This window comes from Ruixingdingia sedimenti (assembly GCF_031432425.1).
Taxonomy (GTDB): Bacteria; Pseudomonadota; Alphaproteobacteria; order Rhodobacterales; family Rhodobacteraceae; genus Ruixingdingia; species Ruixingdingia sedimenti.
On record NZ_JAVKPH010000002.1, the window covers coordinates 94,736 to 116,647 of the forward strand.

Sequence of the window (21,912 nt, forward strand, 5' to 3'; positions counted from 1 at the left end):
CGTTCCTCCTCAGGCCGCATCCCACAGCGGCCATGGCCGCTGCGCCGGGCGCATCTGTTCGAAGGCATGCGCCATGCGCAGCACGCCAAGGTCGTCCAGCCGGTGGCCGGTGATCTGCAAGCCGATGGGCAGGCCGGCGCCGGTATAGCCGCAGTTCACCGAAACCGCCGGCTGCCCCGACATGTTCATGGAAACGGTGAAGGCGATATGCTCGAACGGGCGCTGCGGGTCGTTGACGGGCGAGGCCCAGTCCGCCGGATAGGTCGCCGTCGGCGCGACCGGCGACAGCATGAAATCGAGCCCGTCCAGCGCCGCCATCGCCGCATCGCGCATGACGTTCATCTGGTTGAACCCGTGATAGACCTGCATGCCGGTCAGGCCCCGCGCGGTTTCCGCCCATTGCGTGATATAGGGCAGGATCAGCGCCTGCTTTTCGGCGGGCAGGGCGGAAATCGTGGCCCAGGACCGCGCGCGCCAGAATTCGTCCAGCCCGTCGATCATGGCGCGGGTCAGGAAGGGGGCGACGGGCACGATGGTGGCCCCTGCGGCCTCGTAGGCCCGCGCGGCGGCGGTCACGGCCGCCGTCACCTCGGGCGCGACCTGCTGCCCGAAACCGGCGTCCAGCCACAGGCCGATGCGCAGGCCCTTCACGTCCATGTCCAGATCCAGCCAGGGCAGGTGATCGCCCGGCACGTTGGTATTGTCGCGCGCATCGGGCCGCGACAGCACCGACATGAACAGCGCCGTATCCGCCACCGTGCGCGTCATCGGCCCCGCGACGCGGCCCGCGAAGGGCGGCACCATCGGGATGCGACCATAGGTGGGCTTCAGCCCGACCAGCCCGCACCAGCCTGCCGGCAGCCGGATGGACCCGCCGATGTCGGTGCCGATATGCAGCGGCCCATAGCCCGCCGCCGCCGCGGCGCCCGCACCCGCGCTCGACCCGCCGGGGTTGGTCGCCAGATCCCAGGGGTTGCGGGCGAGGTCGTGAAAGCTCGACAGGCCCGAGGACAGCATGCCCAGATCCGGCATCGTCGTCTTGCCGAGGATCACCCCGCCCGAGGCGCGCACATGCGCCGCCGGCGGGTCGTCATGCGCCGATGGCGTCATCGGCAGCGCCGCACAGCCGAGCGGCACCGCGACGCCTTTGGTCGCGATATTGTCCTTGATCGTCACCGGCACGCCGTCGATGGGCCCGGCGGGTTCGCCCTTGGCCCACCGCGCCTCTGCCGCGCGGGCGGCATCCATCGCGCCCTCCGGGTCCAGCGCCCACATCGCCTTCAGATGCGGTTCGGACGCCGCGATGCGGGTCAGGACGGCCGCCGTCACCTCGACGGGGGAAAGGCTGCGGTCGCGGTAGGCGGCGACCAGATCGACGGCGGAAAGATCGGCGAGCGATGACATGGGCGTATCCGGTTCAGACTGCGGAAGGGGCGGGGGAAGGGGCGGGCCGGCGCATGCGGCGGCCGGCAAAGGGCTTGGGCACCGCATCCACCAGCTTGCGGGTGTAGGGATGCTGCGGATTGTCGAAAACCTCGTTCGTGGGGCCTTCCTCGACCACCACGCCCAGATGCATCACCGCCACCCGGTCGGTGATCACGCGCATGACGCCCAGGTCGTGGCTGATGAACAGGTAGGACAGGTTGAACCGTTCCTGAAGGTCCATCATCAGGTTCAGAACCTGCGCCTGCACCGACACATCCAGCGCGGACACCGGTTCGTCCGCGACGATCAGCGCGGGCCGGGTGATCAGCGCGCGGGCGATGGCGATGCGCTGGCGCTGGCCGCCGGAAAATTCATGCGGGTATTTGTCGGCGGCGGCGGGGGACAGGCCCACGGCCTCCAGCACCTCGATCAGGCGGGATTCGCGATCCGCCGCCGGGGTTTCGGGTTGCAGCGCCGCCAGCGGTTCCAGCACGATGCGCCGCACCGTCTGGCGCGGGTCGAGCGATCCGTAGGGATCCTGGAATATCGCCTGGAACCGGCTGCGCAGGCCCCGCAGACCGCGGCGGCCCAAGGCATAGATGTCCTGCCCGTCGAGCATGACCCGGCCTTGCTGCGGCGCCTCCAGCCCCATGACGCAGCGGGCGAGCGTGGATTTCCCGCAGCCGGATTCCCCCACGATCCCGAGGCTCTGCCCCGCGGGCAGCGTCAGGTTGATGCCATGCAGCACCCGCAGCACCTGCGGCCGCGACAGCAGCGAGGCCCGGGGCAGGGTATAGTCGCGCGCCACGTCGCGGATTTCCAGAAGCGGCGCGGTCATGGCTGCATGGCCTCCTGCCGGGGGTGGAAACAGGCGACGCGGTGGCCGGACGACGCATCGGTCGCGGCCAGGGGCGGCATGGCGGCGCGGCAATCGGCCTGCACCCGCGCGCAGCGGTCGGCAAAGCGGCAGCCGGCGGGGCGGTCGGCGGGGTCGGGCACCATCCCGGGGATCGCCTGCAGGCGCGGGCGTCGGCCATCGGCGCCGCGCCCCGCCCCCCGCGCCAGCAACCCGTAGGGCGAGGCCGCGAACAGCCCGTGCGCATAGGGATGCGCCATGCGCGCGAACACCTCGGCGGTGGGGCCGGTCTCGACGATGGAACCGGCATACATCACCGCGATGCGGTCGGTCATTTCCGACACTACGCCCAGATCGTGGGTGATCAGCATCAGCGCGATCCCGGTTTCATCCACCAGTTCGTCCAGCAGGTCGAGGATCTGCGCCTGCACCGTCACGTCCAGCGCGGTGGTGGGTTCGTCCGCGATCAGCAGGTCGGGCTCGCAGGCCAGCGCCATGGCGATCATCACCCGCTGACGCTGCCCGCCCGAAAGCTGATGCGGATAAAGGCCCAGATCGAACCGGGGCGCGGGCAGGCCCACACGGTCCAGCAGGCGGCGCGCGACGGCCTCTGCCGCCGCGCGGCTTTCGCCCCGGTGCAGGCGGCGGCCCTCTGCGATCTGGGCGCCGATGGATTTCACCGGGTTCAGCGCGGTCATCGGTTCCTGAAAGATCATCGCGATCCGCCCGCCGCGCAGGGCGCACATGCGGTCCTCGGGCATCCGGGTCAGATCCTCGCCGTCGAAGCGCAGGCCGCCAGACAGCACCATCCGGTCGGGCAGCAGCCCCATCACGGCGAGCGAGGTCAGCGACTTGCCCGACCCGCTTTCGCCCACGATCCCCAGACGGTCGCCGCGGTTCAGCGTCAGCGATACCCCCGACAGCAGGTCCACCCCCCCGGGCAGCGCGACGCTCAGCCCGTCGATGTCCAGCAGCGCGCTCATCTCTGCCGCCTCACGCGGGGGTCGAGCACGTCGCGCAACCCGTCGCCCAGAAGGTTCAGCCCCAGAACCGCCAGCGTGATCGCAAGGCCGGGAAAGATCGCCAGCCACGGCGCGTCGTAGATATAGGTCTGCGCATCGTTCAGCATCTTGCCCCAGCTCGGCTGCGGCGGCTGCGTGCCCAGACCGACATAGGACAGCCCCGCCTCTGCCACGATGGCCAGCGCGAACTGGATCGTCGCCTGCACCACCAGCACATGGTTGATGTTGGGCAGGATATGCGACAGCGTGATCGCCACGTCCGACCGCCCGGCACAGCGCGCCGCCCGCACGAAATCGCGCGACCACAGGCCCAGGGATGCGCCGCGCGTGATGCGGGCAAAGACGGGCACGTTGAAGATGCCGATGGCGATCATGGCGTTGATCGCGCCGGGGCCGAAGATCGCGGTGATGATCACCGCCGTCAGCAACGCCGGAAAGGCGAAGGCCAGATCGTTCATCCGCATGATGAGCCCGTCGATGACGCCCCCCCGCGCCGCCGCCAGCGCCCCCAGAGGCACGCCCGCGCCCATGCCCACCGCCACCGCCACGATCGACACCGACAGCGAATTCCACGCCCCCGTCATCACCATCGAGAACACGTCGCGCCCGAAGGCGTCGGTGCCGAAGAGATGCCTGGCCGAAGGCGCCTGCATCTTGCTGAGGATGTTGAGCCCGGTCGGCGAATGCGGCGTCCACACGAAAGAAACCAGCGCCATCGCCACCATCAGCCCGGTGATCGCAAGGCCGATCATCAGGTTGCGGCTGCTGCGCACCGAACGGAAGGTGGCGGCGATCATCGCGCGCCCCCCGTGGACAGGCGCGGATCCAGCCAGCCATAGGCCAGATCGACAAGGAAGTTCACCACGATCACGCTGGCCGCCAGCAGCGTGACCAGCGATTGCACGGTGATCAGGTCGCGTTGGGCGATGGACTGGAACACCAGCCGCCCGACGCCGGGCAGGTTGAAGACGTTCTCGATGATGATCGTCCCCGCCATCAGGAAGGAAAATTGCAGCCCGATGATGGTGATCACCGGGATCAGCGCGTTGGGCGTCGCATGCAGCCACAGGGTGGCGCGGCGGCTCAGGCCCTTGGCGCGGGCGGTGCGCACGAAATCCTCGCCCAAAGCCTCGATCACCGCCGACCGCGTGACGCGCGCGAGGATCGCCGCCAGCGGCAGGCCGAGCGCCAGCGCGGGCAGGATCAGCGACCGGATGCCGGGCCAGAGACCGTTTTCCCACCCCGCGAAACCCGAGGCCGGAAACCAGCGCAGTTCCAGCGCGAAGAGAAGGATCAGCAGCAGGCCGAGCCAGAAGTTCGGCACCGCCACCGCGACCTGCGCGATCCCCATGCTGGCGGTATCGCCCGCCCGCCCGCGGTTCGCCGCCGCATAGACCCCGACCGGCAGCGCCACGCCGACCGATATCGCCATCGCCATCAGCGCCAGCGGCAGCGAGACCATGACCCGCGGCCCGAGCAGTTCGGCGATGGGCACGGAATAGGTGTAGCTGGTGCCGAAATCGCCCACCGCAAAGCCGCCGATCCAGCTTAGATACCGCGTCAGCAGGGGCTCATCGAGGCCCATCTGCCTGCGCAGCGCGGCCAGCGTCTCGGGTTGGGCATTGACCCCCAGCATGACCGCTGCCGGATCGCCCGGCAGCAGTTGCATCAGCAGGAACACGACGACCGATGCGGCAAGCGTGGTCAACACCAGCGACAGGATGCGCCCTGAAACGTATGCAGCCATGGTGTCGACCCCCGCCCCCGCGCCGTCAGTTCGTCCAGCGGACCTGCGTCAGGTCGTTCGCAGGCAGCGGCAGGTTCTTCCACAGACCTTCCAGTTTCGCGTTCCAGACGCCGATCTTGGGCAGGGCGTAAAGAAAGACGTTCGGCGCGTCCTGCGCCAGTTTCGTCTGCAACTGGCCGATCAGGTCGAGCCGCTCGGCCTCGTCCGTCGCCTCGGTATAGGCCTTGTAGAGCGCCTTGTACTCGGGGCTGTCGTAGTTGAAGTAGTACTTGTCGCGGGCGTAGATATCCAGATCGCGCGCCTCGGTATGGCCGATGATCGTCGCCTCGTAATCCGCGTTGGTGAAGACCTGTTCCAGCCACTGCGGGAATTCGATCGGCACGAGGTTCACGTTCAGCCCGACCTCGGCCAGCATCGCCGCGATCACCTCGCCCCCGCGGCGCGAATAGGCCGGCGGCGGCAGCGTCATGGTGAAGGACGTGCCCGGCGCGATCCCGGCCTCGGCCAGCAGGGCGCGGGCTTTTTCGGGATCGTAGGGATAGGTGCCGGTCAGGTCGATGTAACCCGGATCGACGGGGGTGTAGTGCGAGCCCACAGGCACGCCATGGCCGGACGAGATCGCCTCGATCACCACATTGCGGTCGATGGCATGGGTCAGCGCCTGGCGGAAGCGCGGGTCGCTGAACGGCGCGCGGGCATTGTTCAGCGACATGACCACCTTGCCGGCGGTGGTGCCCACCTCGACATGCAGGTTCTGGTCGTCGCGGAAGCGGTTCAGCAGTTCGGGCGCCTGGAATTCGGCGAAGACGTCGATGTCGCCGGCCAGAACGGCGGCCGCCGCGGCCGAGGGATCCTGGATGAACTTGATCGTCACCTTGTCCACCCCGGCGGGCGTGCCCCAGTAGTCGGGGTTCTTTTCCATCTCCACCCGGTCGCCCTGCACCCAGCGGGTGAACCTGAACGGGCCGGTGCCGACGGGGTTGGTCTTGTTCGTCGCCGCGCTGTCGGGATGCACCATCACCGCATCGCCCCAGGCCATGCCGAAGAGGAAGGTCGACGAGGGGCGGTTCAGCGTGACCACCGCGGTCAGCGGGTCGGGGCATTCGGTGCTGGCGATGGGCGCGAACAGGCCCTTCTGGGCGTTGGTCGACTCGGGCGCCACCGCGCGTTCGTAGGAGAACTTGACCACCGAACAGTCGAAAGCCGCGCCATCGTGGAACTTGACGCCGTTGCGCAGCTTGAAGGTATAGGTCAGCGCGTCGTCCGACACCGTCCAGCTTTCGGCGAGGCCGGGCACGATGTCGCCGTTTTCCACGATGCGGACGAGGCCCTCGAACAGGTTCGAATAGGTCACGCGGCGGATGGCCGAGGCGGCCGCCACGGTCGGGTCGAGGCCCGGCGGTTCCAGCGCCTCGCCGACGGTCAGCGATGTCTGGGCCTGCCCGGCGGCGGTGCCGAGCGCAAGGACGCCCGCAAGGCAGGGCGCGATGATCCGGTGCATTCTACAATCTCCTTGTCCGTGGCGGACCTGCGGCAGGGATCTGGCGCGCGGTCCGGGTGGCGTTGTCAGGGGCGAAGGCCGGAATGCGGACCGAAACCCGCAGGCGTGGGCCGCAGAAGGCCGGGCGCGGCGATGGCCGCCGTGGGCCGGGTGCAAACCAGGATCATGCCTTCCTCGCTGTCGGTACGGGACCCGGGCCGTTCGCCCGTTCTGACGCGGGACCGGGGCCGGGATCCTGAGCGCGAACCTGTGATCCTGCCGCAAAGTTGTCAAGTAAATTTATGACTTTGCCGGTTGGCCGGGACGGGGCGGTAGCGCATGCGGGCGAGGCCCGGCAGAGTGCCGGTATTTCAAGGCATTGATCCTGTAGGGATTTCTTCCTCCCTGCCGCGCCCGGATGTGCCGGCCGGCATTCGCACCGCCGTTCTGACTGGCGAAGGCGCGTGCCTTCGCCATGGGCTAACCTTTCCGCTGCCCCGGCCGGGGGCCCAAAGCCCCCGGCCAGCGCCCGCCCCGCCCATGGCGGGCGCTTCTCGCCCGCCGGGGCAGGCGCTGGCCTGTCGGTTTTAGGGCGTCACGGTTTCCAATGGCACCGCCGCGCGACGGGCGGGGGAAACGCAATGCGTTTCCTTATCCCGCCCGGTCCGGCCGCAGGGCGAATGCAGATCCACCGCGGCGCGGAAAGGATGCCCGTTGCCTTCCGCGGCCCAACAACATCCGCCCGCCGCTAAAGATCCGTCACCGTCCCCTCGAACACCTCCGCGGCAAGGCCGAGCGTTTCCGACAGCGTGGGATGCGGGTGGATGGTCAGCGACAGATCCTCCGCCACCGCGCCCATCTCGATCGCCAGCACGGCTTCGGCGATCAGCTCGCCCGCGTTCGGCCCGCAGATGCCCGCGCCGAGGACACGCCCCGTATCGGGATCGAACAGCAGCTTCGTCACCCCCGCATCGCGCCCCATCGACAGCGCCCGGCCCGAGGCCGCCCAGGGAAAGGCCCCCTTCCTCACGGCAATTCCCTGCGCGCGGGCCTGCGTTTCCGTCAGCCCGGCCCAGGCGACCTCGGGGTCGGTATAGGCGACGGCGGGGATCACACGCGCGTCGAAGGCCGTCTTGTGGCCACAGGCGGCCTCGGCGGCGACCTTGCCTTCGTGCACCGCCTTGTGCGCCAGCATCGGCTGGCCCACCACATCGCCGATGGCGAAGATATGGGCCAGGTTGGTGCGCATCTGCCGGTCCACGGGGATGAAACCGCGGTCGTCCACCGCCACGCCCGCCGCGCCCGGGTCCACCTCCGCGCCATTGGGGCGGCGGCCCACGGCGGCCAGCACGCGGTCGAACACGGCGTCCTGCGGGCCATCGGGGCCGTCGAAGGCGACGCGCAGACCCTCGGCGCCCGGAGTCACGCCGGTCACGCGGGTGGACAGCAGGATGCGGTCATAGCGCGCGGCGATGCGGGCCATCAGGGGGGCCACGATGTCGCGGTCGGCGCCGGGGATGATCTGGTCCGTCATCTCGACCACCGTGACCCGGCTTCCGAGCGCATGATAGACCTGCGCCATTTCCAGCCCGATGATCCCGCCGCCAAGCACCAGCAGCCGGGCGGGCACATCCGCCAGATCCAGCGCGCCGGTGCTGTCCATGATGCGGGGATCGTCGGGCAGGAAGGGCAGGCGGAAGGGTTCCGACCCGGTGGCGACGACGGCCTGCGCGAAGGCGATGGTCTGGCCCTCCACCGCCACCGTGTGCGGCCCGGTAAAGCGGGCGGTGCCGCGCACCACTTGCACCTTGCGCCTGCGGGCCAGCGCCGCCAGCCCCCCGGTCAGCCGCCCGACCACGCCGGCCTTGTAGCCCCGGATCCCGTCCAGATCCACCTGCGGCGCGCCGAAACTCAGGCCATGGGCGCCCATGTCGGCGGCATCCTCGATCACCTTCGCCACATGCAAAAGCGCCTTCGAGGGGATGCAGCCCACGTTCAGGCACACCCCGCCGAGTGTTTCGCCCCGGTCCACCAGCACCACCTGCCGGCCCAGGTCCGCGGCGCGGAAGGCGGCCGTATAGCCGCCGGGGCCGCCGCCGATCACCAGCAGGTCGGCCTGCATCGCGCCCTCGGGCGGCGGGGCGGCGGCGGGGGCGGCTTCGGCGCCATCCAGCACCATCACCACATCGCCCCGGCTCACCCGGTCGCCAGGGCGCACCAGAACCTCGGCCACCACGCCCGCCCGGGGGGCGGGCACGTCCAGGGTCGCCTTGTCGCTTTCCAGCATCAGGATCGGCGTGTCCGCCGTCACCCGGTCGCCGGGGCGCACCAGGACCTCGACCACCGGCACATCGGAAAAGCTTCCGATGTCAGGGATTTCGACGTCGATCTTCATGCATCACCTTCAGAGTGCGATACGCCGGAAATCGGCGAGGATGGCGCCCAGGGCCCCGAGGAACCGCGCCGCCGCCACGCCATCGACCACCCGGTGATCCCAGGACAGCGACATGGGCAGGATCAGCCGGGGCTGGAAGGCCGCGCCGTCCCAGACCGGCTTCACCGCCGCCCGCGCCAGCCCCAGGATGGCGACCTCGGGCGCATTGATGATCGGGGTGAATCCGGTGCCGCCCACGCCGCCGAGCGAGGATATGGTGAAGCTCGCCCCCTGCATGTCCGCCGCCTTCAGCCGCCCGGCGCGGGCATCGGCGGCCAGCGCCGCCATTTCCCCGGCGATCTCGTAGATGCCCTTGCGGTCGGCCGCCTTGATGACCGGCACCACCAGCCCGTCGGGCGTGTCGGCGGCGACGCCGATGTTCCAGTATTGCTTCAGCACCAGCGCATCGCCGTCGAGCGAGGCGTTGAACGAAGGATAGGCCTTCAGCACCGCCACCGCCGCCTTGACCGCGAAGGGCAGGATCGACAGCTTCGTCCCGCCCTCGGCGTTCACCGTCTTGCGGAAAGATTCGAGTTCGGTGATGTCGGCCTCGTCGAAATTCGTCACATGCGGGATCACCAGCGCGTTGCGCGACAGCGCGGGGCCGGAGATGCGGCGGATGCGCGACAGCGGTTCGCGCGTGACGGGACCGAACTTGGCGTGGTCCACCTGCGGCCAGGCGGGCAGGCCGGCACCCACGCCACCCGTGGCGGGGGCAGCGGGGGCCGACAGGGCAGCCTTGACATGGGCCTGCACATCCTCGCGCGTGATCCGCCCGCGCGGCCCGGTGCCGGTGACGCGCGTCACCTCCACACCCAGTTCGCGCGCGAATTTCCGCACGGCGGGCGAGGCATGGGGCGGCAGGGTGCTGTCCTCCGGTGCGGGGGCCGGTGCCACTACGGGGGCGGCGGGTAGAGGAGCCGGCGCCGCGACGGGTGCGGGTTCGGCCGGGACGGGTGCGGGGGCCTCTGCCGCTTCCGCTTCCGCCGCCTCCAGCAGCATCAGCACGCTGCCCTCGCCCACCCGGTCGCCCGGTTTCACGCGGATCTCGGCCACCCGGCCCGGTTCCGTCGCCGGAATGTCCAGCGTCGCCTTGTCGCTTTCCAGCATCGCCACGGTCTGGTCGCGGGCCACCATGTCGCCCGGGGCGACGGTGATTTCCACCACCGGCACATCCTTGAAATCGCCGATGTCGGGTACGCGCAGTTCGATCAGGCGGGTCATCGCGGGCACCTCACAGCGTCCAGGGGGCGGGTTTGGCGGCATCCGCGCCAAGGGCGGCGCGGGCGCGGTCGTGCAGGTCCGCGTCGGCCCCACCGGCGCGCACCAGCGCGTCGATGGCGGCCAGCGCGATCGACTTGCGGTCCACCTCGAAGAAGGCGCGCAGCGCCGCGCGGCTGGCCGACCGCCCGAACCCGTCGGTGCCGAGCGTCACGAAGGGCGCGCGGATGTAGGGCGCGATCATCCCCGGCAGGGCGCGGACGTAATCGGTGGCCGCGACCACCGGGGCGTCACCGGCCAGCAGGGTTTCCACATGGCTTTGCCGGTTGGCGCGCGGGCCTTCCAGGCGGTTGAGCCGCTCCACCGCCTGCGCCTCGCGCGCAAGTTCGGAAAAGCTTGTAGCGCTAAGGACTTCGGTGGGAATGTTGAAGTCCTGCGCGAGCATGTCGGCGGCCGCCAGAACCTCGGTCAGGATCGTGCCCGCCCCCACCAGCCGCACCTGCGCCGCCCCCTCGCCCCGCACCCCGAGGCTGTACATCCCCCGCAGGATCCCGGCCTCGGTCCCTTCGGGCATGGTGGGTTGGGCGTAGACCTCGTTCATCACGGTGATGTAGTGGAATTCGTCCGCCTCTTCCTCGATCATCCGGCGCATGCCGTGGTCCATGATGACGGCGAGTTCATAGGCAAAGGCCGGATCCCAGGCGCGGCAGTTCGGCACCGCGGCGGCGGCAAGGTGGCTCGACCCGTCCTGATGCTGCAAGCCTTCGCCCGACAGCGTGGTGCGCCCGGCGGTGGCGCCGAACAGGAACCCCCGTGCGCGCTGGTCGGCGGCGGCCCAGATCAGGTCGCCCACGCGCTGGAAGCCGAACATCGAATAGTAGATGTAGACCGGCAGCACCGGCAGGCCGTGCACGGAATAGGATGTGGCGGCGGCGGTCCAGCTGGAGATCGCGCCCGCCTCGGTGATGCCTTCCTCGAGCAGCTGGCCGTCGCGGGTTTCCTTGTAGAACAGCATCGAGCCGGCGTCCTCGGGTTCGTACAATTGCCCCTGCGGCGCGTAGATGCCGATCTGGCGAAACAGGTTGTCCATGCCGAAGGTGCGCGCCTCGTCGGCGACGATGGGCACGATGCGGGGGCCGAAATCGCGGTCCTTCAGCAGGCTTCCCAGCATCCGCACCGCGGCGACGGTGGTCGACATCTCTTTCCCCTCGGCCTCCAGCGCGAATTTCGCGTAAGACGCGGGGGCGGGCACGGCCAGCCGCCTGGCCTGCGGCGCACGGGGGGCGCGTTCGGGCAGGTAGCCGCCAAGGGCGGCGCGGCGGTCGTGCAGATAGCGCATCTCGCGGCTGTCGGCGGCGGGTTTGTAGAAGTTCAGTTCCGCCAGGTCGCGTTCGCTCAGCGGCAGGTCGAACCGGTCGCGGAAGGCCACCAGCGCCTCCATGTCGAGCTTTTTCGCCTGATGCGCGGTCATCCGGCTTTCGCCCGCGCCGCCCATGCCGTAGCCCTTCTTGGTCTTGGCGAGGATCACCGTGGGCCGGCCCTTGTGCGCCTTGGCGGCGGCGAAGGCCGCGTGCAGCTTGCGGAAATCATGCCCGCCGCGTTTCAGCGCGTTGATTTCCGCATCGGTCAGATGCGCCACCAGATCGCGCGTCGCCGGGTCGCGGTCGAAGAACTTCTGCCGGTTGTAGTCGCCATCCTTGGACCCGAGGTTCTGGTATTCGCCATCCACCGTTTCCGCGAAGCGGCGCAGCAGCGTCAGGTTCTTGTCGCGCGCGAAGAGCCCGTCCCATTCGCTGCCCCAGAGCACCTTGATCACGTTCCAGCCCGCGCCGATGAACAGCGCCTCAAGCTCCTGGATGATCTGCCCGTTGCCGCGCACCGGGCCGTCGAGCCGTTGCAGGTTGCAGTTGACGATGAAGGTGAGGTTGTCGAGCCCCTCGCGCGCGGCGAGCGTCAGGCCGCCGATGGATTCGGGCTCGTCCATCTCGCCGTCGCCGAACACGCCCCAGACATGGCGCCCGGCGGTGTCGGCAAGGCCGCGATGTTCCAGATAGCGCATGTAGCGCGCCTGATAGACCGCGCTCATCGGGCCGATGCCCATGGATCCGGTGGGAAACTGCCAGAAATCCGGCATCAGCCAGGGGTGCGGGTAGGAACAGAGACCGCCCCCTTTGGTTTCCTGCCGGTAGTTGGCCAGTTGGCCCTCGGTCAGCCGGCCTTCCAGATAGGCGCGGGCATAGACGCCGGGGGCGGAATGGGGCTGGAAATAGACCAGATCGCCGCCGAAATCGGCGGTGCGGGCGCGGAAGAAATGGTTGAAGCCGGTTTCGAAGATTTCCGCCGCGCTGGCGTAGCTTGCGATATGGCCGCCGAGTTCGCCGTAGGCCTTGTTCGCCCGCACCACCATCGCCAGCGCGTTCCAGCGCATGATCGAGGTCAGCCGTTCCTCAAGATCCAGATCGCCGGGGTAGGGGCCCTGCTGCGCCACCGGAATCGTGTTGCGGTAGGACGAAAACGGCTGCCCGCTGGTGAACACGCCCGACCGGCGCGCGGTTTCCTCCAGCTGCCGCAACAGGAACTGCGCCCGCGCGCCGCCCGCCGTTTCGGTGACGGCGGTCAGCGCCTCGATCCATTCGCGGGTTTCCTGCGGGTCGGTGTCATGCGTGGTCACGGGCGGTCCTCCGGCTGGCCTTGGCCCATTCATAGCCGGGCCGGCGAAGCAGGTGGTGCCGAGTTGACAGGGCGCGCGCGTCCTGCGCAGCATTCCGTGCCGATTGTGGAAAGGATCACAGCACATCATGCCGCAACGCCCCATCGACGCCATCGACCGCCGAATCCTGCGCGAATTGCAGGATCATGCCAAGCTGACCAACGTGGAACTCGCCGCCCGCGTGGGCCTGTCGCCCTCGCCCTGCCTGTCGCGGGTGCGGGCGCTGGAAGGCGACGGCGTGATCGCGGGCTATGTGGCGCTGGTGCGGCCCGAAACACTGGGCCTCGGGATCAGCGTGTTCATCCAGATCGCGCTGGAACGGCAGGTGGAACGCGCGCTGGAAACGTTCGAGACCCGGATGGCGCAATACCCCGAGGTGATGGAATGCTACCTGATGACGGGGGACAGCGACTATCTGATCCGTGTCGTGGTGCGCGACATGGCGGCGCTGGAGCGGTTCATCGTCCAGCAGCTGTCGAAGATCCCGGGGGTGGCGAATATCAAGTCGAGTTTTGCGCTCAAGCAGGTGAAGTACAAGACGGCCTTGCCGTTGGAGGGGTAGGGCCGGTGGATATGGCGGCGCCGGGGCGCTGCCCCGGACCCCGGAGTATTTTTGGCAAGATGAAGCGGATCAGGCGAGGAGGATGAGCACGGCGGCGCCCGCGGCGACGGCGGCGGCGGAGGTGCCGGCGAGGGGCAGCCAGTAGGCGCGGGGGCCGGCGGCGGCGGCGAGCAGCAGGCGGCCGGCCGCATTGGCGGCCAGCGCCGCCAGCACGGCGAGGCCGATCAGGTCGAGCCCCACGGCGGCGTCGGTCTGGCGCAGGGCGCTGAGCACGGCGACATCGGCGTCGAAACTGCCCGCCAGCGCCGCGCTGGCCAGCAGGCTCGCCGCGCCGAAACGGGCGACGGCGGCGGCCGAAAGGGTGGAGACGAGCGCGAAGAGCGCGGCGAAGCCCAGAAGCGCGGGCAGTTCGAACGGGTTGCGCGCGGCGGCGGCGCCTTCGGGCGGGGGATCGGCCCGGCGCAGCAGCAAAAGGCCGCCGAGCCCGAACACCGCCGCCCCGGCAAGGGCCGCGGGCGCGGCGGCGGCCAGCACCGCCGGACGCAGAAGCGCCGCCACCGCCAGCACCCGCAGGACAGAGACCACCGCGGCCAGCGCCGCCGCCCCCGCGAGCTGCCGCCCCGCGTCCGTTTCGCGGGCGCGCCGCGCGAAGGCCAGCGTCACCGCGGTCGAGGACACCAGCGCGCCGGCCAGCGCGCTGACCACGATGCCGCGCGTCGGCCCCAGCACCCGCACGGCGACATAGCCCGCATAGGAAATCGCCGCCACCAGCACGGTGAACAGCCAGACCTCGTGCGGGTTGAACCCGCCCCAGGGGTCGAGCGCGCGGTCGGGCAGCAGCGGCAGCACGATCGCCGTCATCGCCGCCAGCACCACGGCCGAGCGCAGTTCCACCCAGGTCAGCCGGCGCAGCAGGCCGTGCAGCATCTCGCGCCCCGCCAGAACGGCGGCCAGCGCCGCGCCGCCGGCCGCCGCCGCCGTCCGGTCGCCCGCCACCGCCAGCGCGCCGAGGGCGAAGACCAGCAGCGCCGCCACCGTCGCGGTGACGCTGAAGCTGCCTTCGTGCGCGGCCTCCTGCGCCCCGAACCATGCAAAGACCGCGGCAAAGCCCAGAAGCCCCGCGGCCAGCAGCAGGGGGGCGCCGAACGCCTCTGCCAGCGCGGCCATGACGCCGCCCAGAAGCCCGGCGATGCCGAAGGTGCGGATGCCGGCGGTGCGGCTGCCCGCCGGGTCGTCGCGGTCCCGCCAGCCGCGTTCGAGCCCGACCAGAAGCCCGATCGCCAGCGCCAGCCCCAGATCCAGGATCAGGTCGTCCACGTTTTCCCCCGGCGCCGCCTGTGGCGCAGGATGCGCCGGCCCGCCCGGCATGGCAAGGATGTGACCCCGGCGCCGCGCAATCATGTTGCCAATCCGGCCGCCATTCCCGATTGTCGGCGCCACCGACGGAGAATCGCGGCTGCCCCGTTCAACCGTCGGAAAACTGCCCGTTGCTGGAGATGCCGATGTCGTTTTGGAAACAGGCCGTGCTTGTCCTGGCCATCGCCCTGGCCGGGTTCGTGGCCTGGGCGCTGTGGATCCCGTCGGCCGGGCCGGTGCTGGCGCGGTGGGGGCTCGACGGTGTTCTGGCGCGGTTCGGGGTGGAACATGCCGCGGCCCCGCAACAGGGCGGGTGGGGCGCGCCCTCGGCGGCGATGGTGCGCGCCGAACCCGCGCGCGCGGTGCCGCTGACCGACCGCGTGGCGGCCATCGGTTCGGCCCGCCCGGTGCGCGCGGTGGCGCTGGCGCCCGAGGTGTCGGGCCAGATCGCGGACCTGCCGGTGGCCTCGGGCCAGCATGTCGCGGCGGGCACGGTGATCGTGCGGCTGGAAAGTGCCGCGCAGCAGATCGCCGCCGACCGCGCCGCGCTGATGCTGGAGGACGCGCGCGCCACCGCCGAGCGGCTGCGCCGGCTGCGCGCCACGGGTGCTGCGACCGACCTTCAGGCGCAGGAGGCCGAACTGGGGTTGCGGGCGGCGGAACTGTCGCTGCGCGAGGCCGAATTCGCGCTGTCGCAGCGGCAGGTGGTGGCGCCGATTTCCGGCTGGGTCGGGATCCTGTCGGTGGAACCGGGGGATCTGGTGTCGGCGGGGACGGAACTGACCACCATCGACGACCGGTCCAGCCTGATCGTGGATTTCCGCGTGCCCGAACGGGTGGTGGGCCGGCTGGCGGTGGGCGACGGCGTGCAGGCCAGCCCGCTGGCCCGCGCGGGGCAGGGCCTGCCCGCCCGCGTCAGCGCCATCGACAACCGCGTGGACGAGGCCAGCCGCACCCTGCGCGTGCAGGCGGCGCTGGCCAATGCCGATGACAGCCTGCGCCCCGGCATGGCCTTTGCCATCGCCATCGACCTGCCGGCCGACAGCTATCCGGCGGTCGATCCGCTGGCGATTCAGTGGTCGGGCGACGGGTCCTTCGTCTGGCTGGTGCGCGAGGGCAAGGCCGCGCAGCTGCCGGTGCGCATCGTGCAGCGCAATGCCGACGCGGTGCTGATCGAGGCCGATCTGGCCCCCGGCGATCTGGTGGTGACCGAGGGCGTGCAGGCGCTGCGCCCCGGCGCGCCGGTGACGGTCGCGCCCGAAAACGGCGCCGCCGCGGGGCTGACGCAGGCCGCGGTGCCTGCGTCGCGGGGCTGACCGATGCGCCCCGACGCCGAACAGATCGCATCCTCGGGCACCGCGCTGTTCGTGCGCCGCCCGATCCTCGCCTTCGTGCTGAACGTGCTGATCGTGCTGGCGGGGCTCGCCGGGCTTTACGGCGCGGAAATCCGCGAACTGCCCGATGTGGACCGGCCGGTGATCACCGTCACCACCACCTTCACCGGCGCGGGGCCCGAAACCATCGACCGCGAGGTCACGGCCCGGATCGAGGGCGCGGCGGGCCGCATCGCCGGGGTCAAGGCGATCGCGTCCAGTTCGCGGTTCGGGCGCAGCCAGGTGACGGTCGAATTCAGCGACAAGACCGACCTCGACGTCGCCGCCAGCGACATGCGCGATGCGATCTCGCGCATCCGCAACGACCTGCCCGACGATATCGAAGAGCCCCGCATCGTCAAGGCCGACGCCAATGCCGACGCGGTGATGCGGCTTGCCGTCACCTCGGGCCGGCGCAACGCGCAGGACCTGACGACGCTGGTCGAGGATCTGGTGACGGACCGGCTTCTGGCGGCCGAGGGGGTGGCGGATCTTCAGATCTACGGCGACCGCGAACAGATCTTCCGCGTGGACGTGGACCAGATGCAGATGGCCAGCCGCGGCCTGACGCTGGCCGACCTGCGCCGCACGCTGGCCAATGTCGCCTTCGACGCGCCCGCCGGCGCGATCAGTTCCGACCGGCAGAGCATCCAGGTCCGCACCACCGCGACGGTGAACACGCCCGAGGCGTTCGAGGCGCTGGTGGTCGCGGGCAATGTGCGGCTCGGCGATGTGGCGAAGGTCACGCTCGGCCCCGACAGCGGCAGTTCGATGCTGCGCGCCGACGGCGTGACGGGGATCGGCCTCGGCATCATCCGGCAGGCGCAGAGCAACACGCTGGAAATCAGCGCCGCGGTGCGCGCGGTGGTCGCGGAACTGCAACCCATCCTGCCGCCGGATGTGAAGCTTTACGTCACCAGCGACGACGCCAATTTCATCAAGGGCGCGATCCACGAGGTGCAGATCACGCTGGTGCTGGCGGTGCTGATCGTGGTGGCGGTGATCTATGTGTTCCTGCGCGACCTGCGCGCGACGCTGATCCCGGCGCTGGCGATGCCGGTGGCGCTGATCGGCACGCTGGCGGCGATCTGGATCGTGGGCTTTTCCATCAACATCCTGACGCTTCTGGCGCTGGTGCTGGCGACGGGGATGGTGGTGGACGACGCCATCGTGGTGCTGGAAAACATCGTCCGGCGCCGGGCGATGGGGCTGGGGCCGCGGGCGGCGGCGGTTCTGGGCACGCGGCAGGTGTTCTTTGCGGTGCTGGCCACCACCTCGACGCTGGCGGCGGTGTTCATCCCGCTGTCGTTCCTGCCCGGGCAGACGGGGGGGCTGTTCCGCGAATTCGGCTTCACGCTGGCGATCGCGGTGGTGCTGTCGTCGATCACGGCGCTGACGCTCTGCCCGGTGCTGGCCAGCCGCCTGCTGCGCGGGGTGGATGCCGCGGCGGTGGGGGCGCCGAAGGGGCCGGTGGCCTGGCTGGGCGACCGGCTGGTGGCGGCCTATGCGGTCACGCTGCGCGCGGCGCTGGCCGCGCCGCTGGTGGTGGTGGCGATCGCCGCCGCCTTCGCCATGGCGGCGGTGCTGCTGTTCGGGGCCATCCGGCAGGAACTGACCCCGCCCGAGGACCGGGCGCTTGCGCTTTTGTCGGTGCAGGCGCCGCAGGGGGTGGCGCTGGACTATACCGACGCCAGGATGCGCGAGATCGAGGATACGCTGACGCCCCTGCGCGCCAGCGGCGACGTGCGCAGCATGTTCACCATCGTCGGATCCGGCGGGCGCGACAACCGCGGCTTCATCGTCCTGACGCTCGCCCCGTGGGAGGAACGCGACCGCAGCCAGCAGGACATCGTGGCAGAGATCGAGCGCCGCATCGCCGCCGTCATCGGCGTGCGGGTGTTCGCGATCCAGTCGAACTCGCTCGGCATCCGCGGCGCGGGGCAGGGGCTGACCTTCGCGCTGGTGGGCGACGACTACGCGCGGCTGGCGGCAGAGGCCGAGGCGCTGGCGGCAGAGATGGAAAAGGATCCCGCCTACGGGCTGGTGCGCCTCGGGTATGAAACCACGCAGCCGCAGCTGTTCATCGAGGTCGACCGCGCCCGCGCCGCCGATCTGGGCGTCGACATCGACGGGCTGGGAGAGGCGATGCAGGCGGTGCTCGACGGCCGCAGCGTGGGCACCGTTTTTGTCGGCGACCGCAGTTTCGACATCAAGATGGTCTCGACCCGCGACCCGGTGAACGACCCCGGCGATCTGGAACGTGTCTTTGCCCGCACCGCCGACGGCCAGATGGTGCCGGTGTCGAGCTTCGTGCGCCTGTCCGAACGCGCGGTGGCCCCGGAACTGGCGCGCGAGGCGCAGATGCAGTCGGTGTCGATCTCGGCGGGGCTTTCGGCCGACCTGTCGCTCGGCGATGCGCTGGCGGGGGTCGAACGGATGGCCGCCGACATCCTGCCGCCCGAAACCCGCATCGTGCCGCTGGCCGAGGCCGCGATGATGAACGAGACCTCGAGCGGGCTGGCGCTGACCTTCGGTTTCGCGGTGCTGGTGGTGCTGCTGGTGCTGGCGGCGCAGTTCGAAAGCTTCGTTTCCGCCGTGGTGGTGATGGCGACGGTGCCCCTCGGCCTTGCCTGCGCGATCTTCGCGCTGTTGCTGACGGGGGGCAGCCTGAACGTCTATTCGCAGATCGGGCTGGTGCTGCTGGTGGGGATCATGGCCAAGAACGGCATCCTGATCGTGGAATTCGCCAACCAGTTGCGCGATTCCGGCGCCGATGTGCGCCGCGCGATCGAGGAGGCGTCGGTCATCCGGCTGCGGCCGGTGATGATGACGATGGTCTCGACCGTGCTGGGGGGCGTGCCGCTGGTGCTGTCGGCGGGGGCCGGGGCAGAGGCGCGGGCGGTTCTGGGCTGGATCATCGTCGGCGGCCTCGGCCTCGCCACGATGGCGACGCTCTACCTCACGCCGGTGGCCTATCTGCTGCTGGCGGGCTTTTCCAAGCCCCGCGCGGCGGAAGAGGCGCGGCTGGTGCAGGAACTGCGCGCGGCGGATGCCGTCAGCGGGGTGTGACGGGGCGGCGGGAAAGAAAAATTTTCGGACGGAACTTTTCCTGCGACGGCCGGGTTGGTGCATGCCTGCCCATTATTCCCGGCATCCCCGCCCCCGCCCGGCCCGGCGGTGGCGCGACGCTCGCCCTTCCCGTAGGTCGGGGCTTGCCCCGGCTCCTCCTCATTCGTCGCGGTCCGCCGCCGCCGGGCCGGTCGGGTCATGGCGGGCGAAGTCGCGGCGGGCCTCGGCGAAATCCATCAGCCGCACCTCGACATTGGCATTGACCGAACCGGGCTCGAAATCCCCGTTCAGGCCGCGCCTGCCCGCGGGCAGCCCGGTCAGCAGCGCGATCGCCTGATCCACATGGCCGATGGCATGGATGTGGAACTGCCCCTCGGCCACCGCTGCCACCACATCGGCGCGCAGCATCAGGTTTTCCACGTTCTGCCGCGGGATCAGCACGCCCTGCCGCCCGGTCAGCCCCTGCGCGCGGCAGGTGTCGAAAAAGCCCTCGATCTTTTCGTTGATGCCGCCCACGGGCTGCACCTCGCCCATCTGGTTGATCGACCCCGTGACCGCCAGCGCCTGGCTGAGCGGCACCTGCGCCAGCGCCGACAGCAGCGCGCAAAGCTCCGCGACCGAGGCGCTGTCGCCCTCGACCCCGCCATAGCTCTGCTCGAACCCGAGGCTCGCCCAGAGCGACAGCGGCATGTCGGGCGCATAGCGGGTGACGAGGAAGGCGGTCAGGATCATCACCGCCTTGGAATGGATCGGCCCGCCCATCTTCACTTCGCGCTCGATGTCCACCACCTGGCCCGCGCCCATGCGCACGCGCGCGGTGATGCGGGCGGGCCAGCCGAAGGCGCGGGCGCCGAGCTGCGCCACGGTCAGCCCGTTGACCTGCCCCATCACGCTGCCGCGGGTGGAGATCAGGATGGTGCCGCGCGCGATCATTTCCTGCATGCGTTCGCGCACCAGATCGGCGCGGCGTTCGGCGGCGGCCTCTGCGCCCGTGACCTCGGCTTCCGTCACCGTCGCCGCGCCGCCCCTGGCGGCAAGATGGTCGGCCTCGCGCAGGATGTCCCAGATCGCGTTGACGCGCAGCGACAGCTTGCGCTGGTCGCCCGCATGGCGGCTGGCGGCGTCGACCAGCGCCGCCACGCCCCCGGCGGTGACGGGGCGCAGCCCCTCGCGCGCGGCGACGCTGGCCACCAGCCGGGCGAAGGCGTCGATGGCGGCGGGCGTGCGGTCCATCTCGTCGCTGAATTCCGCCGCCACCCCGAACAATTCGCCGAAATCGGGGTCGAACGCCTCCAGCAGCCGCAGCAGCCGCCGGTCGCCCACCAGCACCACCCGCAGGTCGAGCGGGATCGGATCGGGTTCCAGCGTCGTGGTCGTGGTCAGGCCGAGCCGTTCGGCGGCGGTGATGACATGGATCGCGCGGGTTTCCAGACAGCGTTTCAGCGCATCCCAGGCCAGCGGTTCGGCCAGCACGCGCGCGGCGTCCAGCACCAGAAAGCCGCCGTTGGCACGGTGCAGCGCGCCGGGGCGGATCAGGGTGAAATCCGTCACCAGCGTGCCCATGGTCGAGATATGGTCGATCCGCCCGGTCAGGTTCGACAGCGTGGGCAGGGTCTCGTGCACCACCGGCGCGCCTTCGGTGATATCGGCGGGCCGGCAGATCATCACGTTCACGGCATAGCGGTGAAAGCGCAGGTCGTCCTGCAGGCGCACGGCGGCCATGGGAAAGGCGCCGTCGCCCTCGCGCTGGCCCGCCTGCAGGAACAGTTCGGCATTGTCGATCAGGTCGCGGTGCAGGTCGGCGAAATAATCCTCCAGCACCGCGACGCCCCGGAATGCCTCGATCACGCGGTCGAGCCCGGCTTCGACCGCGTTCTGCGCCATGTCGGCATTGAGCCGCGCGACCGCGGCGCGGTGGTCCTTCTGCAACCGGGGGACGGATTTCAGGAACGCCTCCAGATCGCGTTCGGTGGCGGCGACCTTGGCCTGAATGTCGGCCTGTTCGGCCTCGGGCAGGCGGGCGATGGTTTCGGGTTTCAGCACCTCGCCGTCCTTCATCGGCGCCAATGCGAAGCCCATCGGCGTGCGCAGGATCGCCACGCCCCGGTCATGCGCGGTGCGCCCGAGTGCTGCGAAGGCGGCCTCCTGCTGGCCGCCGAACTGTTCCTCGATCGCGGCGCGGCGGCGCTGGTAATCCTCGGATTCGAAGAGCGCCGGAATGTCGTTGGCCAGATCGTCCACCAGTTCCTGCATGGCCAGCTTCAGCCGCTGTCCCGCGCCGCGCGGCAGGTGCAGCGCGCGGGGCCGTTCGGGGGCGTCGAAATTGTGGACATAGACCCAATCGGTCGGCGCGGGGCGGCGGGCGGCCTCCTGCGTCAGCAGGTCCATCACCGCGCTGTGCCGCCCGGTGCCCTCGGGCCCGTGGACGAAGAGGTTGAACCGCTTGTGCCCGATGCCCGCCGACAGAAGGATCGCCTCGACCGCGCGGTCCTGCCCGATCAGGTGGTCGAGAGGGGCGAGCGTCGCCGTCGTCTCGAACCCGAGCGTCGCGGGGTCGAGACGCGCGCGCAGGGCGGTGGCGGGCAGGGCGGTGGTGGCGGGCTGGGGGTCGGTCACGGCGGCGGTCCTCATCTGTGACGCTGCCAGCGTGGGCCAGT

At 70.3% G+C, this 21,912-nt stretch carries 14 protein-coding genes; 3 read left to right on the forward strand and 11 right to left on the reverse strand.

Translation table 11 applies throughout. From position 1 onward, the window contains the following. Nucleotides 1–9: 9 nt before the first annotated feature. The 9 genes from RGD00_RS02540 to mdeB all read right to left on the reverse strand — a co-directional run bounded on the left by RGD00_RS02540 (nt 10) and on the right by mdeB (nt 12,856). The gene (locus RGD00_RS02540) at nt 10–1,404 is read right to left on the reverse strand and encodes an amidase (protein ID WP_310455632.1); all 1,395 of its coding nucleotides are present in this window, start codon (nt 1,402–1,404) and stop codon (nt 10–12) included. A gap of 13 nt (nt 1,405–1,417) precedes the next feature. Beyond that, the gene (locus tag RGD00_RS02545; protein ID WP_310455634.1) at nt 1,418–2,263 is read right to left on the reverse strand and encodes an ATP-binding cassette domain-containing protein; all 846 of its coding nucleotides are present in this window, start codon (nt 2,261–2,263) and stop codon (nt 1,418–1,420) included. After that, a complete protein-coding gene (locus tag RGD00_RS02550) occupies nt 2,260–3,264 on the reverse strand; it encodes an ABC transporter ATP-binding protein (RefSeq protein ID WP_310455636.1) in 1,005 nt (334 codons plus the stop codon). Before RGD00_RS02550 ends, RGD00_RS02545 begins: the two co-directional genes overlap by 4 nt. Next, nucleotides 3,261–4,100, reverse strand: coding sequence for an ABC transporter permease (locus RGD00_RS02555; RefSeq protein WP_310455638.1), 840 nt, complete (start codon nt 4,098–4,100; stop codon nt 3,261–3,263). Before RGD00_RS02555 ends, RGD00_RS02550 begins: the two co-directional genes overlap by 4 nt. Further along, nucleotides 4,097–5,050, reverse strand: coding sequence for an ABC transporter permease (locus RGD00_RS02560; protein WP_310455640.1), 954 nt, complete (start codon nt 5,048–5,050; stop codon nt 4,097–4,099). Before RGD00_RS02560 ends, RGD00_RS02555 begins: the two co-directional genes overlap by 4 nt. A gap of 25 nt (nt 5,051–5,075) precedes the next feature. Beyond that, the gene (locus RGD00_RS02565; protein ID WP_310455642.1) at nt 5,076–6,551 is read right to left on the reverse strand and encodes an ABC transporter substrate-binding protein; all 1,476 of its coding nucleotides are present in this window, start codon (nt 6,549–6,551) and stop codon (nt 5,076–5,078) included. A 727-nt stretch (nt 6,552–7,278) separates the two neighbouring features. Next, nucleotides 7,279–8,925 (reverse strand): dihydrolipoyl dehydrogenase, encoded by a 1,647-nt coding sequence (lpdA, locus tag RGD00_RS02570; RefSeq protein WP_310455643.1) that lies wholly within the window; start codon nt 8,923–8,925, stop codon nt 7,279–7,281. 9 nt (nt 8,926–8,934) lie between these two features. Then, nucleotides 8,935–10,188, reverse strand: coding sequence for a 2-oxo acid dehydrogenase subunit E2 (locus RGD00_RS02575; RefSeq protein ID WP_310455644.1), 1,254 nt, complete (start codon nt 10,186–10,188; stop codon nt 8,935–8,937). Between the two features lie 10 nt (nt 10,189–10,198). Beyond that, nucleotides 10,199–12,856, reverse strand: coding sequence for an alpha-ketoglutarate dehydrogenase (gene mdeB / locus RGD00_RS02580; RefSeq protein WP_310455645.1), 2,658 nt, complete (start codon nt 12,854–12,856; stop codon nt 10,199–10,201). A 127-nt stretch (nt 12,857–12,983) separates the two neighbouring features. Here mdeB and RGD00_RS02585 point away from each other — a divergent pair, with 127 nt between their 5' ends. Further along, nucleotides 12,984–13,457 (forward strand): Lrp/AsnC family transcriptional regulator, encoded by a 474-nt coding sequence (locus RGD00_RS02585; protein WP_310455647.1) that lies wholly within the window; start codon nt 12,984–12,986, stop codon nt 13,455–13,457. 69 nt (nt 13,458–13,526) lie between these two features. Here the strand turns inward: RGD00_RS02585 and RGD00_RS02590 are convergent, their stop codons facing one another. Beyond that, entirely contained in the window at nt 13,527–14,774 is a 1,248-nt protein-coding gene (locus tag RGD00_RS02590; protein WP_310455648.1) for an MgtC/SapB family protein, read from the reverse strand. Between the two features lie 185 nt (nt 14,775–14,959). Here RGD00_RS02590 and RGD00_RS02595 point away from each other — a divergent pair, with 185 nt between their 5' ends. Both RGD00_RS02595 and RGD00_RS02600 read left to right on the forward strand, forming a co-directional pair. Further along, on the forward strand, nt 14,960–16,129 hold the full coding sequence (locus RGD00_RS02595; RefSeq protein WP_310455649.1) for an efflux RND transporter periplasmic adaptor subunit: 1,170 nt from the start codon (nt 14,960–14,962) through the stop codon (nt 16,127–16,129). A gap of 3 nt (nt 16,130–16,132) precedes the next feature. Continuing rightward, complete coding sequence (locus RGD00_RS02600; protein ID WP_310455650.1) at nt 16,133–19,255, forward strand: efflux RND transporter permease subunit; 3,123 nt, start codon at nt 16,133–16,135, stop codon at nt 19,253–19,255. Between the two features lie 159 nt (nt 19,256–19,414). Here RGD00_RS02600 and RGD00_RS02605 read toward each other — a convergent pair whose 3' ends face one another. Next, nucleotides 19,415–21,871 carry a Lon protease family protein gene (locus RGD00_RS02605; protein WP_310455651.1) on the reverse strand — a complete coding sequence of 819 codons (2,457 nt, stop codon included), beginning with the start codon at nt 21,869–21,871 and terminating at the stop codon, nt 19,415–19,417. Nucleotides 21,872–21,912 lie beyond the last annotated feature (41 nt).

What these genes read in the sequence shown, in the direction of transcription:
- RGD00_RS02540 (WP_310455632.1), bottom strand. Translation starts at nt 1,404, where the DNA reads ATGTCATCGCTCGCCGATCTTTCCGCCGTCGATCTGGTCGCCGCCTAC.
- RGD00_RS02545 (WP_310455634.1), bottom strand. Translation starts at nt 2,263, where the DNA reads ATGACCGCGCCGCTTCTGGAAATCCGCGACGTGGCGCGCGACTATACC.
- RGD00_RS02550 (WP_310455636.1), bottom strand. Translation starts at nt 3,264, where the DNA reads ATGAGCGCGCTGCTGGACATCGACGGGCTGAGCGTCGCGCTGCCCGGG.
- RGD00_RS02555 (WP_310455638.1), bottom strand. Translation starts at nt 4,100, where the DNA reads ATGATCGCCGCCACCTTCCGTTCGGTGCGCAGCAGCCGCAACCTGATG.
- RGD00_RS02560 (WP_310455640.1), bottom strand. Translation starts at nt 5,050, where the DNA reads ATGGCTGCATACGTTTCAGGGCGCATCCTGTCGCTGGTGTTGACCACG.
- RGD00_RS02565 (WP_310455642.1), bottom strand. Translation starts at nt 6,551, where the DNA reads ATGCACCGGATCATCGCGCCCTGCCTTGCGGGCGTCCTTGCGCTCGGC.
- lpdA (WP_310455643.1), bottom strand. Translation starts at nt 8,925, where the DNA reads ATGAAGATCGACGTCGAAATCCCTGACATCGGAAGCTTTTCCGATGTG.
- RGD00_RS02575 (WP_310455644.1), bottom strand. Translation starts at nt 10,188, where the DNA reads ATGACCCGCCTGATCGAACTGCGCGTACCCGACATCGGCGATTTCAAG.
- RGD00_RS02585 (WP_310455647.1), top strand. Translation starts at nt 12,984, where the DNA reads ATGCCGCAACGCCCCATCGACGCCATCGACCGCCGAATCCTGCGCGAA.
- RGD00_RS02595 (WP_310455649.1), top strand. Translation starts at nt 14,960, where the DNA reads ATGTCGTTTTGGAAACAGGCCGTGCTTGTCCTGGCCATCGCCCTGGCC.
- RGD00_RS02600 (WP_310455650.1), top strand. Translation starts at nt 16,133, where the DNA reads ATGCGCCCCGACGCCGAACAGATCGCATCCTCGGGCACCGCGCTGTTC.